The organism is Candidatus Amarolinea aalborgensis, from assembly GCF_900491745.1.
In the GTDB taxonomy this organism is placed as follows: Bacteria; Chloroflexota; Anaerolineae; order SSC4; family Amarolineaceae; genus Amarolinea; species Amarolinea aalborgensis.
Genome location: NZ_UETR01000002.1, coordinates 421,021 through 437,101 on the forward strand (window position 1 = coordinate 421,021; position 16,081 = coordinate 437,101).

The window sequence follows — 16,081 nt, forward strand, 5'->3', positions numbered from 1 at the left end:
CACATCATGTCAACGCGCTATGCCCATCCCGCTCGCCGCCTGTGGCCGATGCTGCTCTTGCTTCTGCTGGCCCTGGCTCTGCGCCTCTATCGGCTCTCCGCGCCCAGCCTCTGGTACGATGAAGGCGTCACCGCGGCCATCAGCCAACGCAGCCTGGCTGACCTGGCGCGCTGGACGGCTGATGACATCCAGCCGCCGCTCTACTACGTCCTGGTTGCCGGCTGGACGCGACTGATCGGCGCCAGCGAATGGGCGCTGCGCTTTCCATCCGCGGCCGCGGGTCTGTTGACTCTGCCGCTGCTGCTGGCGCTGCACCGGCGCCTCTGGCGCCTGGCCGCAGGGCCGGTCGCCCCCTCCGCGCTGCCGCTCCTGCTGCTGGCGGCGTGCGCGCCGTTGTGGGTTTATTACGCACAGGAGGCGCGCAATTACACCCTGCTGACCGCCCTGGGCGCCCTGTTCGCCTATCTCCTGCTGCGCGTGCTGACCACATCCGCGCCCCGGCCGCGGCGCTGGTTATGGCTGGCCGCCGTGCTGACCGCGGCCGCAGCGCTCTACACCCACTACTTTGCCCTCTTCCTCCTGCTGGCGCTGGGCCTCTTCTACCTGCTGGGCGTTTGGCTTCGACGCCGCGCGGACTTGCGCCCGCGGCTGGTCGAGGCGGGGCTGGCGGGCATGGCGACTCTGCTGCTGTACACGCCCTGGCTGCCGTTTCTGCTCAACCGCTACCGGGTGGATGCCAGCTACTGGCAAGGCCCGCTGAAAATCGGCGAGGCCCTGCGCCATCTGGCGATCAACGTCACCCTCGGCGCGCCGGAGATGATGCTGGAACCGGCGGCTGTCGCCTGGCTGCCCGCCTGGGGTCTCATCGTCGCTGCGGCGCTGATCGGCCTGGGCTTAATCCTCGGCCGCCCTGGGAACCGTCGCCGCGCAGGCCTGCCCGCGCTTTTTCTGTTGCTCTACCTGCTGCTGCCCACACTCCTGATTCTGCTCCTCGCCTGGCGTACGCCCAAGTTCAACCCCCGCTATCTCATGCTGGTGACGCCCGCCTTCTACCTGCTGCTGGGCGGCGGACTGAGCAGCCTGTGGACGTGGCGCAACGGGCGCGGCCGGCCGCTGGCGGGGCTGCTGCTCGCATTAGCGCTGCTGCTTTCTGCGCAGGCCGTCAACAACTGGTTCACCGATCCTGCCTTCGCCAAAGCCGACTGGCGCGGCGTGGCCCGCTATGTGGATTCGCATAGTCAGGGTAGTGAAGCCGTGATTCTCGTGAGCGGTCATGCTTTTCCGGTTTGGGATTACTACGCGCCGTCGCGGCCGCCGCTGCGCCTGCCGTCCTTCGATGTGCTGGATGTCAACCAGGTGCTGGGCTACAACGTAGCGACCGCCTTGCAGGCGCAGATCGCTGGACGCACGGGGGCCTGGTTGGTCACCTGGCAGGACAACGTGGTGGATCCGGTCGGTTTTGTGGCCGATCAACTCGCGCGCGTGGGCGCGGAGACGCCGTTGACCGCGCGCTTTGCGCAGGTCGGTCTGCGCCATTTTGCCCTGCCGCCGGGCGCGACCTTCAGCGCGGCGCCGCCGTTGACGGTTGCCAGCGACCTGACCTTCGGCGGCCAGGTGAGGCTGCTGGGTTGGAGCCAACCCGCGGCGGCCGGCGCGCCGACTTCCACGCTCCGCCTGGAATGGCAGGCGGTGCAGCCGCTGGCCGCGGATCTCAAGCTGGCCGCCGAAATCGTGGACGACCAGGGCCAGGTATGGGGCCGCGTCGCCGACCGCCGCCTGGCGGTGTACGATTTTCCCACGATGCGCTGGCAGCCCGGCGCGCCGGTGTTCGCCGTCGTGCCGCTGCCGCTGTGGCTGGGCGCGCCGCCTGGCGCGTATGACCTGCGGCTGCGCGTCTACGCGGAGGGGCAAACGACCGCGCTGGAGGCGTTCGACGCGGCCGGCCGTTCGCAGGGCAGCAGCGTGCGCCTGACCGGCCTGCAGGCGCCCGCGCTGGTGACGCAGGGGCCATCCGGGCCGTTGGCGCCGGCTGACGCTGTGACCCTGTCCGCGGCGTTGCACCTGGCGCCTGAATTGTCTCTTGACCGCGCCTGGCTGGCGCCGGCGGCCGCGGAGCCAGGTGCGCGCCTGGCGCTGGGGCTCTGGTGGCGGGTGGGAGCGGCGCAGCCGGCCGTGGATTACCGCTTGCAGTTGGCCTGGCAGGCCGCGGACGGCGCGATCATACCGGGGCCAACCCTGGCGTTGGCGCGCGGCTGGGCGCCCACGGCGTGGCCGCCGCAGGCGCAGGTGCTGACGTTGGCTGCGCCGTCGCTCCCCATCACGGCCACGGCCGGCGCCTGGGCGCTGCGCTTGACCCTGAGCGGATCAGACGATGCGCCAGCCGGGGACGCCGCCATCCTGCCGCTGACCGCGCTCACCAGCACGCGGCGCTTCGATGCGCCCGCGCTCGATATCGCCGTTGGCGCAGAATTTGACGGCGTCCTGCGCTTGCTCGGCGCCAACCTGCCGCCGCAGCCGGCGCGGCCGGGCCAGCCCTGGCGTGTAACGCTGGCCTGGCAGGCGCTTGCCTCCCCAGCGGCCGACCTGGGCAGCTTCGTCCAGCTGCTCGATGCCAACGGCCGTCTGCGCAGTCAGGCGAACCGGCCGCCAGGCGACCGTCCGACCCGCGCGTGGCTGCCCGGCGAGGTCGTCGTTGCGACCTACGATCTTGATCTGGCAGGCGACTTGCCGCCGGGTGAATATCGCCTCATCGCCGGCCTTTATGACCCTGACCGTTCTGGCCTGCCGCGCCTGCGTGTGCAGCCCAGCGGCCAGGATGTGGTTGAACTGGCGCACATTTCTTTGCCCTGACTTCAACATGAGCCGCGGATGAACACGGATCGCCACAGATTGCTTGTTTTTATGCATCGTTGCACCCCTGCGCAGGGGTGACTGACTTCAATTGGCGAAAGCGACGCGCTGTGGTCCCGACCGTGCCTTGAGACTCTGGAGCCGCAGAAGGGCGCCCTGACTTCAATTGGCGAAAGCGGCGCGCTGTGGTCCCGACCGTGCCTTGAGACTTTGGAGCCGCAGAAGGGCGCCCTGACTTCAATTGGCGAAAGCGGCGCGCTGTGGTAGACTTGCGCTATGGCTGCGCCACGGCTGCCGCCCGGCGCGGCCATGATTCTGACCGTTTTTCGTGACCTTCATGCACTGGATCAAAAAACGTACGCGATGGTTGCTCGTGCTGTGCCTGGTCAGCCTGGCTGTGCTCAGCACGGGTTGTGTTTCCTTGTTGCGTCCCCTCCTTGCCAACGTCAGCGTGGACCCTGCGCTCATCTCGCCCAACGCCGATGGCAAAGATGATGTCACCCGCATCCGCTACACCCTGGGCCGCAATGCTGACCTCTCGATCACCTTCACCGACGCGGCCGGCCAGGTCTATCACTTTCGTGACCGACGGCCGCGTTCGCCCGGCAAATACGAAGTGTTGTGGGGCGGTACGGTCAACCAGCCGCGCGTGCTCGACACGGCCGCCGGCCGCCAGCTCGTGGACAGTTGGGTGCTGCCGGATGGCGCTTACACCTGGGCCATCACCGCGACCGAAGCCAACGGCCGCATGCAGCAGATCACCGGCGCCATCACCCTGCAAGGCGGCGATACGCAGCTTCCTCTGCTCAACAACTTCAGCGTCGTGCCGCAGGAGTTTCGTCCGAACCAGGACGGCCTACGCGACGACTGGGTTTCGATTTCCTACTACCTGACCAAGAAAACCGATAGCGTCAATGTCTACCTGGTGAATCCGGCGCAGCCAGACGTGAAGTATTATCTCTCTGAAAGCGAACGCGTGATCAAGCCGGGTGATAGGGGGTATCACGAATACCGCTACGAAGGCGGCGTGGACAAAGGCGCGGAACCGCCGCCCGACGGCGCCTACACGATCGTGGGCGAGGCGCGTGATCTGGCGGGCAACCATGTGGTCGTCTCCTCGACGCTCACCATCAAGGAAGGTGGCAAGCCGCGCGCCGACATTCTGCAGGGCGAAATTGACTGGCAGGGCGAGATCAACCGCGTGGTGGGCGTACCGCTTGGCGGCACGCTGTGCTTCACGGCCACGGTGTCCAATGAGGGCACGGTGCCCATTCGTACGGCCGGCCCCTGGCCGGGACAGACCTACAAGTTCAGCCAGAACTACAACACGCTGGCCGTTGAAAACAACGACAAGTCGTGGTACCAGCAGGCCGGCGTCTGGCGCTTCGGCGTCAATTACGACACCACCGGGGTGGACTTTCCCTTCCGTTGGGCGATTGGCCGGCCGCAAGACCTGGAACGGCGCGTGATTGACGGCACGGAGCAGTATTACTTGATGCCCGGCCAGCGCGGCCAGGTCAACGGCTGCATTCAGTTCGACCAGGCGCCGCCATCCGCGACGAATTTCTGGTGGGGCGGGCTGATTCACGAGTTCGTGGCCGTGGCCAACAACTACGTGGATCGCATCAGCGTTGAGGTGGGCCAGCCGTGATGCCCATTCGTCGGGATGGGGCCTTGCGCCTGCCTCACGGGCGACGCTCAGGGATCGCCTCGCCATGAGCGACGAGCCGTCCATGCTGCGCCTGGCGATTGTCATCGTCAGTTGGAATGTGCGCGAGCTGCTGGCCGGCTGTCTCGCGGCGATTGCCGCCAGTCAGCAGCCCCCAGATCTGGCCTGGGACGTGTGGGTGGTGGACAACGCCTCGGCCGACGGCAGCGCGGATATGGTGGCCGCGGCCTTTCCCTGGGTGCATCTGCTGCGCCAGGCGGAGAACCTGGGCTTTGCGCGCGGCAACAACGCCGCCCTGCGCCAGATGGGCTTCGACGCCGCGGCGGCGACGCCGGCCAGCGCGCCTCTGCCTGATTTCGTGCTCCTGCTCAATCCTGACACGGCGGTGGAGCCAAGGGCGCTGGCCGCGATGGTGCAATTTCTGGCGAGCCATCCACAGGCCGGCGGGTGCGGCGCCCAGCTGGCCTATGGCGATGGCCGTTTTCAGCACGGCGCTTTTCGTTTCCCAGGCCTGTGGCAGCTCTTCTTTGATTTCTTTCCTGTCCACGGTCGCGTGCTGGCGTCACGCCTGAATGGTCGTTATCCCCGCGCCTGGTACACAGCCGGCCGGCCCTTTCCGATTGACGCGGCGCTGGGCGCGGCGCTGATGCTGCGCGGCGCGGCGATCCAGGCCGTCGGCCTGCTGGACGAGGGCTATTTCATGTACTGCGAGGAAATTGACTGGTGCTGGCGTCTGCGCGATGCCGGCTGGCCGTTGTGGTGCGTGCCCGCGGCGCGCGTCACCCATTTCGAAGGACAGAGCACACGCCAATTCCGCGGTGAAATGATCGTGGCTCTCTGGCGCAGCCGCCTGCGCCTCTACGCGCGCCGTTACGGCCCTCTGCGGCATTGGCTGGCGCGCGGCTTGATCCAGATCGGCATGGCGGCGGAGATGCGCCGCGCGCGTCGTCAGGCGGGGCAGGGCGCGTTGACGGCCGCGGAATTGGAACTGCGGCTGACCGCGTACCGGCAAGTGACGGCCCTTGCCCGCGCCGGGTCTTGATTGGCAACTGCTTTCTGTGCACATGGGGAGAACACACTAACCGATGCCACCCACGCTCGCTGTGGTCATTTTGACCAAGAACGAAGCCCGTCATATTACCGACTGCATCGCCAGCGCAGCCTGGGCCGACCGTGTGGTCGTCTCAGACTCCTTTAGCGACGATGGCACCCCAGATCTGGCGCAAGCCGCCGGCGCGGAGGTGATTCAGCGCCCGTTCGAAGGCTGGGCGCGGCAGCGCAACCACGCGCTCGAGGTCACGGCGGCTGATTGGATCTTCTTCCTGGATGCCGATGAACGTATCACACCCGAATTGGCTGCCGAGCTGCGTGAGGTGGCGCCGCGCAGCGAGGTGGGGTGGTGGGCGCCGCGCTTCAATTATATCGTGGGCAAGCGCATGGGACATGCCGGCTGGTACCCTGATTACCAACTACGCCTGCTCAAACGAGGCAGTGCGCGCTATGACTTGTCACGGCCTGTGCACGAAGTGGTCTTGCTGGATGGCGCCGAAGGACACCTGCGCCATCATCTGCTGCACTACAACTACGATTCCTGGGCGCAGTTTCATCGCAAGCAGACCACCTATGCCGCGTATGAGGCCAAAATCTTGAAGGAACGAGGCGTACGCCCGCGGCCGCACAACTACCTTTTGCAGCCGCTGCGAGAATTCCGTCGTCGCTACATCACCCTGGCAGGCTGGCGCGACGGCTGGCACGGACTGAAGCTGAGCACCCTTATGGCGTGGTACACCTACCGCAGCTACGTGGACCTGGCGCAGTTGTGGCGGAGGGAAGAGAGGGGAGATTGAAGACCGGAGACCGGAGACCGGAGACCGGGGACCGGAGACCGGAGACCGGAGACCGGTCACGAGGTGTGACACTTGATCTCCGGTCTCTAATCTCAAATCTCCGATCTCTATTCCGCAATCCCCAGCCGGCGCAGAATCTGCGGCTCGCCTTGCGTAAGCAGCTGCTCCAGGTTATTGGCGCAGCGTTCGTATTCGACCAGCGCTTCACCGTACGGATCGTGCACATCGTCGTGTTTGCCGCTCATCTCGCTGAGTAAGAACACCTTGCCCAGGTACTGCGGAGCCGTGTAGAAAATCGAGCGCCGGTGCGCTTCCTCCATCACCAGCACGATGTCGGCTGCTTTCAGGTCTGCCACTTCCAGCGTGTGGCCGACGTGGTCGCTGATGTCAATGCCGCGCTGCCCCAGCGTGATCTGCGCATTGGCGCTGGCCGGTTTTCCGTCCAGGGCATAGATGCCCGCCGAGGAGACGCTGACCTGCGCGTCGAGACCCGCGTCGTGCAGGCGTTGGCGCATGAGGCCGGCTGCCATCGGCGAGCGGCACACGTTGCCGGTGCAGACAAAGAGAATCCGTTTCACGGCTCAAGCCAGCTCTGGTTGCAGCAGTCCGTAGTCGCCATCCGCGCGGCGGTAGACCACGTTGACGCGATTATCATCCACGTTGTAGAACACATAGAAGTCATGTCCGAGCAGTTCCATCTGCTCGATGGCCTCTTCGTCGCTCATCGGGCTGATGGGGAAGCGCTTGGTGCGCACAATTTTGCCGGACACAGTTTCTTCTTCCGCAGCCACCGCTTCCATCTCGATGGCCGCAGTCTCCATCTGCTCCGCGCGATCAATGTCACGACCACGGCCGCGTTGGCGCTTGTCCTTGAAACGCTTGATCTGGCGATTCATCTTGTCCACCACGGCATCAATGGACGCGAACATGTCATCGCTCTTCTCTTCTGCGCGCAGGATAGAGCCATTGGTGCGCAGCGTCAACTGGGCCACCTGACGATCGCCGGCGCGCCTGGAATTCTGCGTGACCAACTCCACGCGCGTTTCCTGGATGCCCGGGAGGTAGCGGTCCAGGCGCCCAATCTTCTTCTCAACGTACTGCTTGAGCCAGTCGGTCACTTCAACATTCTTGCCAGTGATATGCAGTTCCATCGTCTGACACCTTTCTAGGTTGTGAAATCAGCCTTGGGACCATTTCTCAAGGCTGGGGTTGATCGTCGAGGTATGCGGGCGCGGGAGTCGTGGGCGCCCAGCGCGCGCGTGCCAGGGTGAAGGCCCACACCTGCTGTGCGCCGGCCGCGGCCAGGGCTTCGGCGCATGCGCCCAGGGTTGACCCGGTGGTGCACACATCATCTACGAGCACCACGTGACGCCCAAGCACATGCGGGGCGCGCTCACGGCCAACGGTAAACGCCTCCGCCACGTTTTGGCGGCGCGCCTGCGCGTTCAGCGTGACCTGCGGCGCGGTCTGGCGCGTGCGCTCGAGCAAGCGACCGTCCACCGCAATGCCGAGCGCCGGGCCAATGACATCAGCCAGCAGTTGTGACTGGTTGTAACCGCGTTCGCGTTCACGCGCGGGATGCAGCGGCACCGGCGCAAGGACGTCCACAGGTTGGGGTAGGTGGCGCCAACTCGGCAGCATCAGCTCTGCCAACGGCGCGGCCAGGTCGCGCGCGTGTTTGTACTTCAGCGCATGGATGGCCGGCCGCACCGGCCCTGCGAACAAGAGCGCCGACCGGATGCCGGTCAGGGCTGTGGATTGGTTCTTGCACGAAGGGCAGGCGGCGCCCTGGACGCCAGGTTGTCCGCAGCGCTGGCACCAGGGAGGACCCAGGCGGGTGACCAACCCTCTGCATGTCAGGCACAGGCGTCCGCCCGGCTGGCCGCTCTGGCCGCAGTGGACGCAGCGCGGTGGAAAGAGCAGGTCCAGGAAGGTCCGCTGCAGCCGCGTCAGCATGCGCCGGAGCGATTGACTGCTCGCTTGCGTGTCAGGCTGCGCGAGGATCCGATGCGGGGCGTGTTGTTGATTGTTTGACATAAGCCAGGCTGTGTCGCGAGATCATCGCCGACAGGCGGCGGCGCTTACTGCGATGGGAAAATACTCTGCCAGGCTGTAATGATCCACACACGCATATCGTCGCCCATGATCAGGAGGATGGCTAGAACAACGATGGCGATGAGAATCAGGATCAACGCGAATTCGGCGAAGCTCTGCCCGTCGTCGCGTGCGAGTTGGGAGAGCCATTGCTTACGCATCTTTGTCACTCCGGCGTCGCCACATACGACGCATGTTCAAGATCGTAACTGCCTAAATTGTAACATACCTCTGTTGAGACGCCAAACCGCTTGACGCATCATGGCGACAAACGCGATTGACAAACCTTCCTATGACGCGTATAATCGAATTTGAGCACACGCTATTTGCCCAACTCATGCCGTCACGATTCCCGACGAGAAATACCTAGCCAGTTTTGGCGCGCCGCCACGCACATGGTGATGTTGGCTGATCTGGGCCAGGCGCGCCAGGCGCCAAGCAAAGGAGGTGATCGCGCTCCACCAATCTCTGTTGCTCCTCCCCCGTTGCGACCTTGCAGGGGGTCTCGCTTCAGCACGCGACATCCCTGGCGAACCAATCTCCAAAGAAGGAACTCAGATGACTACGAATCAGCATCGAACAACGTGGTTTACATGGTTTCTCGTCGTAACCATGCTCATCGTCGCCCTGGCGCCCATGTCGGCCCTGGCCTCGGCGCCCGAAGGAAAGACCGGCGCCGCCGCAGCGCCGCCCTCCATTCCCTGGCAGAAGTTCATCCGTTCACAGCCCAACCCCATGCCGCCGGCCGATGATTTTGTCATCGAGAACATGCTGCGCGCGGATGGCGCGTTGACGCTCAACTCGTCGGCCGCGGATGCCAAAGCCGCCGTGGAAGCCTACAAAGAAGCCCTTAATCGCCAGAAGGGCATGAGCGGCCCCAACCCGATCGCGTACGCCAAGCGACTGGCCGCCTGGAACCAGGCCAAGGCGATGGGCAAAAGCCCCATGGCTGCCGGTTTCGGCGAAACCGGTGAAGCCAAGCTCCTGATGGCGATTGTCGAGTTTACCGGCTCGCAGACTTTCGACAATTACCACGTGGTTGACGGCCAGTGCGTGCCCGATGGCACGACCACGACGATTGATGGCCCGCTGCACAACCAGATCCCTGACCCCGCGCCGACGGGCGACAACAACAGCATGTGGGTGCCAGATTTCACCACCAGCTTCTACCAGAACCTGTTCTTCGGCGAAGGGCCGACGGCCGGCGTCGGCGTCGTGCGCCCTGACCTGAACAACGGCGCAGGTGTAGACCTGACCGGCCACACGGCCACCAACTGGTACCTCAAGCAGTCCGAGGGGCTTTACCACCTGACCGGCGATTTCTACGGCTGGGTGCAGCTCCCGGTGTCTGAGGGCGAATATGGCGCGGATGATCCCTGCACCAGCGGCTCCAACATGAGCCGCAACGGCCCTGTGTTCCGCGTTGCGGCTGACACGGCCGATGCCATCAACGCGGCCTATCCTGGCTTCGACTGGCGCCAGTGGGACACCGACCATGACGGTATTGTGGACCACTTCATGATCGCCCATGCCGGCATCGGCAACGAAGCTGGCGGCGGTGCGCAAGGCGAGTTCTCGATCTGGGCGCACAGTTGGGATGTCTACGAGGATACCTACGGCGACGGTTCGACCCTGGGCCACCTGGTCGCGGGCATGGACACACCCGATGATCGCTCCGACGACATTCGCGTCTTCAACTACACCATCGTACCCGAAGATGCCGACATCGGCGTCATCGTGCACGAATACGGTCATGACATTGGCCTGCCTGACTACTATGACACTTCGGGCGCGACCGAAAATTCGACCGCGTTTTGGGATGTCATGTCGGCCGGCTCATGGACGGGCGAACTGGGCGGGGCCGATCCGGCCAGCTTCAATCCCTGGGCGCGCACCTTCTTCGGTTGGACCAATCCGCTGGTTGTGGACTACAACATGCCGCAGCCGATGGATGTGATGCTGGGCCAGGCCGCGGGCACGCCTGCGGGCACCGAGGACACCGTACGCGTCAACCTGCCTTCGACCGTGGTCAATATCCCCAACAAGGCCGGCGAAGGCAAGGGCTGGCACAATGTGTTGGGCGACAACCGCGACGAATCGGTGTACCGCAGCTGGGATCTGAGCGGCCTCTCCGGCAGCCTGACCGTCAGCTTCACGACCTACATTGACCTCGAAGCGGACTACGATTACGGTTACTTCCAGGTCTCCACCGACGGCGGCAGCACATGGGCCTCGCTGCAAGACATGGATGGCGTCGCGGTGACGGACCCGGTGGGCGGTCTCAACGACCACTACGAAGGCGTCTTGCGCTACGACCTGTCCGCTTACGTCGGCTTGAGCAATGTCATGACGCGCTTCCGCCAAATCTCCGACGGCGGCGTGCAGTGGGAGGGTTGGTGGATTGACAATCTGATGGCCGCGAATAACGGCATCGTGATCTACGCCAACGACCTGGAAGACTCGAGCGACTGGACCCTGGACGGCTGGGAAATCGTGCCGATTGACGTCAACATTGAGCACTACTACATGCTCGAATGGCGCAACATGGGCGGCTTCGGCGCAGACGACGGTCTGGCCTATGGCTACTTGACGCTGACGCACCCCGGCGACGGCTGGATCGTGGATCGCGTCCCGGCCAACGTGCCCGGCATGGTGGTCTGGTATCGCAATGACGACTACCCCAACAACAATGTCCTTGCCGGCGGCCGTGCGGCCAATTCGCCGGCCTACGGCCCCAAGGGCAGCATGCTCGTGGTGGACGCCAATCCCGACCCGGTGTTGTGGAGCGGCGGCTTCTGGAACCCAGCGGCCAACGCCCGCCAGCCGCAAATGAACGGCCGTCGCCAGTCTATGGACGCGGCCTTTGGTCTGGCGCCGACGGCTGTCTGGAACCTGCACGATTTCGCCAACATCGCCAACCCGGTGCTCCCCTTGGGCAACCGGCCGGCCAAGCCGGCGTTCCATGACAGCATGGGTTACGTGCCTGGCTTTGCCTGGCCCGATAACGGCTTCATCTATACGATCGCCAACGCTTCCAGCGTGGTCATCCCAGCCAGCGGCGACTACACGACGCGTGTTCGCGGCCTGGCTGCGGACGGCGTCAACCTGGACGGCGACTTCACCGACCTGTGGGGCGCCACCGTTTCCGGTCGTGAGCTGGGCTCTGGAAATCCTGGCGACAACCATACGCAGTACGGACTGCACTTCCAGGTGATGGACCAGGCGGCCGATGGCTCTTATGGTCACGTCAAGATCTGGAACGCGCCGACTGAGATCGTGGCCAACATCACGGTCACTCCGGACACCTTTGCGGTTGGTCAAACCGCCACCGTTGATGTGCACAACATGAACAACGGCGGCGCGGAGAGCGGCCTGCTGCATGTGGTGGGCATTGACCGCAGCCTGGTCTCCTACGTAGACGGCAGCGTCTACGGCGGCGCCTTCCCCATCAGCGTACCGGCTGGTGTGGCGGCTCAGATGTACAAGAGTGGCGGCGCGGCAGCGCTCAAGGACGCCTACCGCCCTGACAGCGGCGTCGTGGCCATTGCCTACGTCGGCGACATGATGACCGGCGAGGAAGTGCATTTTGGCTTCCAGGTGAAGGCAGAGATGGGCGCGGCCGGCGGTAACTGGTCGTTCGTGGACAACGTGTACAAGATGGGCGAGATGATCGCCAGCGCGTCTGCCAGCTTCAGCGTGCCGGCCCTCAACTCCTACGAGGTCACGCTGCAGGACGGCCTGAACGGCTACAGCGGCACGAGCGACACCTTCCTCAATGCCTGGATGCCGACCATGCCGTATGGCGGCGCGACTAACTTCTACGTGCGCCAGCCTGGCGTCAAGACATCGCTGGTCAAGTTCGATCTGTCAGCCTTGCCCAACACCGCCCAGGTGGAACAGGCGCAGATTGGTCTCTACGTCACCTACGGCAGCGGCAACCCGGTGACGCTGGAAGCCTATCAGGTCTACAAGCCGTGGTCAGAGATGGCCGCGACGTGGAATGAGGCTGATGCGGGCATGCCGTGGGAGATGCCTGGCGCGATGGGGCCGAGTGACCGCGCGGCGACGTTCGCCGATCGCGTTAGCTTCGGCGGCTCGGGCCGCTGGGTCTGGTTCAACGTGCAAGATCTGGCGCAGATGTGGGTGATGAACGCGAACAGCAATCAGGGCATTGCCCTGGTGGGCGGCGGCAACACCAACTCTGAGCTGGAGTTCACGTCGTCCGACTACATTGTGACCTTCGTGCGCCCGCAGATGAAGATCGTCTACAAGGCGCCGTAAGGGATCGCTGAATAAGGAATGCTGAAGGCGGAATGGGAAGCGCAGAGTACAAAGTACAAAGCGCAGAGTACAAAGTGCATAGTGCATAGTCCATTCAAGTAGCGCCGACAGCACGACGAAGCCGGGTTTCGTGCGCCATCTCTAGCGGATGGCGTAGGAAGCCCGGCTTCTTGTTGGTTTGCGCGCCAGGCGCGCTGGAGTCAAGAATGGAAATCAGGCAGTGAGCAACAATTCACTGAGTTGCTCTACCGCGCTGCGCTGGCTCTGTTTACGGAACAACTCGACAAACGCTTGGGCGCGCGCTTTGTATGCCTCATCCGACAGGTTGATGACCGATTTCTCTCCTGACGCCCGCTCGAATACCATGCACAGAGCTGCTGGTTCCACGTAGCCGAGGATCATCCCCAACAGTGTTTTGCTGGCGAGGTCGAGATTAGCGTTCGTCAGGGAAAGGTCATCGTAGGCCCCGTGGAAAAGGTGAGCGCCATCCGGTATTCGATCGGACAAAGATGGCGCCCCCATTTCATCAATCAACAAATGGGCCAATCGGTCCAGGTTTTTGTCTGTGATGTCCGTATGACTATTTCTTCTCATGGTACGCACGCTTGTATCCAAGCCTTTTCACCCATGGGCGGAGTATACAACAGATTCTTTGGCCGGTCAACCGTTGTCCATTCTAACGGGTTGACATCTTTTTCGGTTTTTTGGTTGACAAACCTGGGGCGGGCGGTTATAATAACCGCAGGAACGCTGGTAAGGCGTCAACGTTTGCGATTACATGATCGCCTCATGTTCCCTTGACCCCCGGACGCCGTCAAATCAAACCTGGCTGCACAATTGACGTCCCACACACTGGTAATCCCAGCGATTGTTGCTTACCTGCCGGAAGGAGGTGCTTCGAGCGCGGACATTGCGCGTATCCCTGCTCAGGACGATCCGATCACTATTTCAACAGGAGATTCACGTATGAACAAGCGTAACGCTCGTATCGTTTCATTTGCCCTGGTCATCATGCTGCTGCTGGTTGCAATGGCGCCGGCGGTTGGCGCCAGTGCGCCCGCGTCAAAACCGGTGTTCAAACCCACCTTGTGGGGAAATTATGTTCCCAACAGCGCTCCGTCGCTGCGCCCCACCTCTTTTCAGGTGGTCGCGCAGGGACTGAACAACCCACGCGGCATGGCGTTTGGCCCGGATGGCGGTCTCTACATCGCCGAGGCTGGCGTCGGTGGGCCAACGTGCTTCACCTTCCCGGACGGATCGCAGGTCTGTTGGGGATACACCGGCCAGATCACGCGTGTGCTGAACGGCCAGCAGTCGGTGTTTAGCCCTGGGCTGGTTTCTCTCTCCACGCCCGACGGCGAGGGGGTCGGGGCGCAGGACGTTGCGTTCGATGCACAAGGCAATTTGTACGCCATTATTGGTTTGGGCGCTGATCCCGCGCTGCGCGACCCCCAGGGCTTCTTGGGCGCAGACGGCATGAACTTCGGCCAACTAGTGCAGATTCATGCCGATGGCACCTGGCAGAACATGGTTGACGTTGCTGGCTATGAAGGCATCGCGAACCCGGACGGTGGATTGCTTGACAGCAATCCCTACTCCGTGCTGGCAACAGCCGACGGCTTTGCCGTGGCCGACGCGGGCGGTAATGACCTGCTAAAGATTGACATGAACGGCGTCATCTCGACGACCGCTGTCTTCCCGGATCGCATGGTCGAGTTTCCGCCCGGCTCCGGCACGATGATCCCGATGCAGGCCGTGCCAACCACCGTGCAAATGATGTCTGATGGTTCGTATGCCGTCGGTCAGCTGACCGGTTTCCCCTTCCCGGTAGGCGGCGCCAATGTCTATCGCGTGCCGATGGGCGGCGCGCCTGAGACCTACGCCAGCGGCTTCACCAACATCCTGGGCACGGTCTTCGGTCCGGACGGCAGTCTGTATGTCCTTGAAATGGCCCATAACAGCCTGCTTTCGGGAGACCCCACGGGTGCGCTCTACCGCGTGGCGCCTAATGGCACGCGCACACTAATCACGCAAGATCTCTTCCTGCCCACGGGCCTGGCTTACGGCCCCGACGGCGCGCTCTACGTGGCTGAATATGGCGTTATCCCAGGCATGGGCCGCGTCGTGCGCATTGCCATCGAAGATTCGGTCATGGTGGATCCCGACACGGCCATGGTAGGGCAGACCGTGACAGTGCACGCACACGCCATGAACTACGGCGGCGATACCATGGGCATTCTGCACATCGTGCCGATTGACCGCAGCCTGGTGTCGTATGTGGATGGCAGCGTCTTTGGCGGCGCCATCCCGGTCACCGTGCCGATGGGCGAGGCGCGGCGGCTGTACCAGGCTGGCGGCGAGAAGGCCTTGCGCGCGGCCAGCAGCAGCGGCGTGGTGGTTGGCGTCGCGTGGATTGGCAACCAGATGGCCGGCTCGGAAGTGCACTTTGGCTTCCAAGCCAAGGTGGAACTGGGCGCGGCAGGCGCCGGCGTGACCTTCATGCTCCATTCCTACCAGATGAACGCCGAGGTCGCATCGGCATCCGCCAGCGTCAGCGTGCCGGAGTTACGTGACTTCGAGGTGACTCTGCAGGATGGCGTGAACGGCTACAGCGGCGCCAGCGACACGTTCCTCAATGCCTGGATGCCGATGACGCCGTATGGCGCCAGCGCGAACTTCTATGTACGCCAGCCCGGCATCAAGAACGCCCTGGTGCAATTCGACCTCTCTGGCGTCAACAGCGCCGCGCATATCTCGCAGGCGCGAATCGGGGTGTGGGTCACCTACGGCAGCGGCAATCCGGTGGACCTGATGGCCTACCAAGTGCTCAAGCCCTGGTCAGAGATGGCCGCCACCTGGATGCAGGCGGATGCCGGCATGGCCTGGGAGATGCCTGGCGCCATGGGGCCGAGCGATCATGCCAGCATGTTGGCCGACCGTGTTTCCTTCGGCGGTTCTGGCCGTTGGGTCTGGTTCGATGTGACCGACGAGGCGCAGATGTGGGTGATGCACCCCGACATGAACCACGGCATCGTCATCATGGGCGGCGGCAGCACCAACTCCGAGCTGGAGTTCACGTCGTCCGACTACAGTGTGACCTTCGTGCGCCCGCAAATGAAGCTGGTCTACCAGGCGCCTTGAGGGAATGATGAATGAGGAAAGCTGAACGCTGAACGCAGTGCCGAGCGCAAAGTGCAAAGCACAAAGCGCGGAGGGTGTGAGGCGTTCAGGTTAAGCCAGTCGTAAGTTCACACAAAGCCACGAAGATGCCAAGAGCTTCTTTGTGGCTTTGTCTTTGTGTGCGCCAGTCATGCCCAGCGAGCCAGTTCCCCCATGCGCT

At 63.6% G+C, this 16,081-nt stretch carries 11 protein-coding genes; 6 read left to right on the forward strand and 5 right to left on the reverse strand.

Translation table 11 applies throughout. From position 1 onward, the window contains the following. The first annotated feature begins 6 nt into the window (after positions 1 to 6). The 4 genes from ACPQ6D_RS04665 to ACPQ6D_RS04680 all read left to right on the forward strand — a co-directional run bounded on the left by ACPQ6D_RS04665 (position 7) and on the right by ACPQ6D_RS04680 (position 6,366). The gene (locus ACPQ6D_RS04665; RefSeq protein ID WP_423223131.1) at positions 7 to 2,850 is read left to right on the forward strand and encodes a glycosyltransferase family 39 protein; all 2,844 of its coding nucleotides are present in this window, start codon (positions 7 to 9) and stop codon (positions 2,848 to 2,850) included. A 337-nt stretch (positions 2,851 to 3,187) separates the two neighbouring features. Continuing rightward, positions 3,188 to 4,501, forward strand: coding sequence for a hypothetical protein (locus tag ACPQ6D_RS04670; RefSeq protein WP_423223132.1), 1,314 nt, complete (start codon positions 3,188 to 3,190; stop codon positions 4,499 to 4,501). 64 nt (positions 4,502 to 4,565) lie between these two features. Next, entirely contained in the window at positions 4,566 to 5,561 is a 996-nt protein-coding gene (locus ACPQ6D_RS04675; RefSeq protein ID WP_423223133.1) for a glycosyltransferase family 2 protein, read from the forward strand. A gap of 43 nt (positions 5,562 to 5,604) precedes the next feature. Continuing rightward, complete coding sequence (locus ACPQ6D_RS04680) at positions 5,605 to 6,366, forward strand: glycosyltransferase family 2 protein (RefSeq protein WP_423223134.1); 762 nt, start codon at positions 5,605 to 5,607, stop codon at positions 6,364 to 6,366. Positions 6,367 to 6,473: 107 nt separating this feature from the next. Here the strand turns inward: ACPQ6D_RS04680 and ACPQ6D_RS04685 are convergent, their stop codons facing one another. Genes ACPQ6D_RS04685 through ACPQ6D_RS04700 form a run of 4 tightly spaced genes read right to left on the reverse strand, consistent with a single transcriptional unit; the run spans position 6,474 to position 8,621 of the window. Further along, the gene (locus ACPQ6D_RS04685) at positions 6,474 to 6,944 is read right to left on the reverse strand and encodes an arsenate reductase/protein-tyrosine-phosphatase family protein (RefSeq protein ID WP_423223135.1); all 471 of its coding nucleotides are present in this window, start codon (positions 6,942 to 6,944) and stop codon (positions 6,474 to 6,476) included. 3 nt (positions 6,945 to 6,947) lie between these two features. Beyond that, a complete protein-coding gene (gene hpf / locus ACPQ6D_RS04690) occupies positions 6,948 to 7,517 on the reverse strand; it encodes a ribosome hibernation-promoting factor, HPF/YfiA family (protein WP_423223136.1) in 570 nt (189 codons plus the stop codon). 46 nt (positions 7,518 to 7,563) lie between these two features. After that, the gene (locus tag ACPQ6D_RS04695) at positions 7,564 to 8,403 is read right to left on the reverse strand and encodes a ComF family protein (protein ID WP_423223137.1); all 840 of its coding nucleotides are present in this window, start codon (positions 8,401 to 8,403) and stop codon (positions 7,564 to 7,566) included. 44 nt (positions 8,404 to 8,447) lie between these two features. Continuing rightward, positions 8,448 to 8,621, reverse strand: a complete 174-nt coding sequence (locus tag ACPQ6D_RS04700) for a Flp family type IVb pilin (protein ID WP_423223138.1) — start codon at positions 8,619 to 8,621, stop codon at positions 8,448 to 8,450. A gap of 397 nt (positions 8,622 to 9,018) precedes the next feature. Between ACPQ6D_RS04700 and ACPQ6D_RS04705 the strand changes: the two genes are divergently transcribed. Next, positions 9,019 to 12,741 (forward strand): immune inhibitor A domain-containing protein, encoded by a 3,723-nt coding sequence (locus tag ACPQ6D_RS04705; RefSeq protein WP_423223139.1) that lies wholly within the window; start codon positions 9,019 to 9,021, stop codon positions 12,739 to 12,741. A 213-nt stretch (positions 12,742 to 12,954) separates the two neighbouring features. On the opposite strand, the gene ACPQ6D_RS04710 is transcribed toward ACPQ6D_RS04705, so the two are convergent. Further along, positions 12,955 to 13,344: a hypothetical protein gene (locus ACPQ6D_RS04710; RefSeq protein ID WP_423223140.1), complete on the reverse strand. Its 390-nt coding sequence runs from the start codon at positions 13,342 to 13,344 to the stop codon at positions 12,955 to 12,957. 363 nt (positions 13,345 to 13,707) lie between these two features. Between ACPQ6D_RS04710 and ACPQ6D_RS04715 the strand changes: the two genes are divergently transcribed. Beyond that, entirely contained in the window at positions 13,708 to 15,882 is a 2,175-nt protein-coding gene (locus tag ACPQ6D_RS04715; RefSeq protein WP_423223141.1) for a ScyD/ScyE family protein, read from the forward strand. Positions 15,883 to 16,081: the final 199 nt, after the last annotated feature.

Bases quoted from the DNA above. Each gene is read 5' to 3' on its own strand.
- ACPQ6D_RS04665 (WP_423223131.1), top strand. From the start codon at position 7: ATGTCAACGCGCTATGCCCATCCCGCTCGCCGCCTGTGGCCGATGCTG.
- ACPQ6D_RS04670 (WP_423223132.1), top strand. From the start codon at position 3,188: ATGCACTGGATCAAAAAACGTACGCGATGGTTGCTCGTGCTGTGCCTG.
- ACPQ6D_RS04675 (WP_423223133.1), top strand. From the start codon at position 4,566: ATGAGCGACGAGCCGTCCATGCTGCGCCTGGCGATTGTCATCGTCAGT.
- ACPQ6D_RS04680 (WP_423223134.1), top strand. From the start codon at position 5,605: ATGCCACCCACGCTCGCTGTGGTCATTTTGACCAAGAACGAAGCCCGT.
- hpf (WP_423223136.1), bottom strand. From the start codon at position 7,517: ATGGAACTGCATATCACTGGCAAGAATGTTGAAGTGACCGACTGGCTC.
- ACPQ6D_RS04695 (WP_423223137.1), bottom strand. From the start codon at position 8,403: ATGTCAAACAATCAACAACACGCCCCGCATCGGATCCTCGCGCAGCCT.
- ACPQ6D_RS04700 (WP_423223138.1), bottom strand. From the start codon at position 8,621: ATGCGTAAGCAATGGCTCTCCCAACTCGCACGCGACGACGGGCAGAGC.
- ACPQ6D_RS04705 (WP_423223139.1), top strand. From the start codon at position 9,019: ATGACTACGAATCAGCATCGAACAACGTGGTTTACATGGTTTCTCGTC.
- ACPQ6D_RS04715 (WP_423223141.1), top strand. From the start codon at position 13,708: ATGAACAAGCGTAACGCTCGTATCGTTTCATTTGCCCTGGTCATCATG.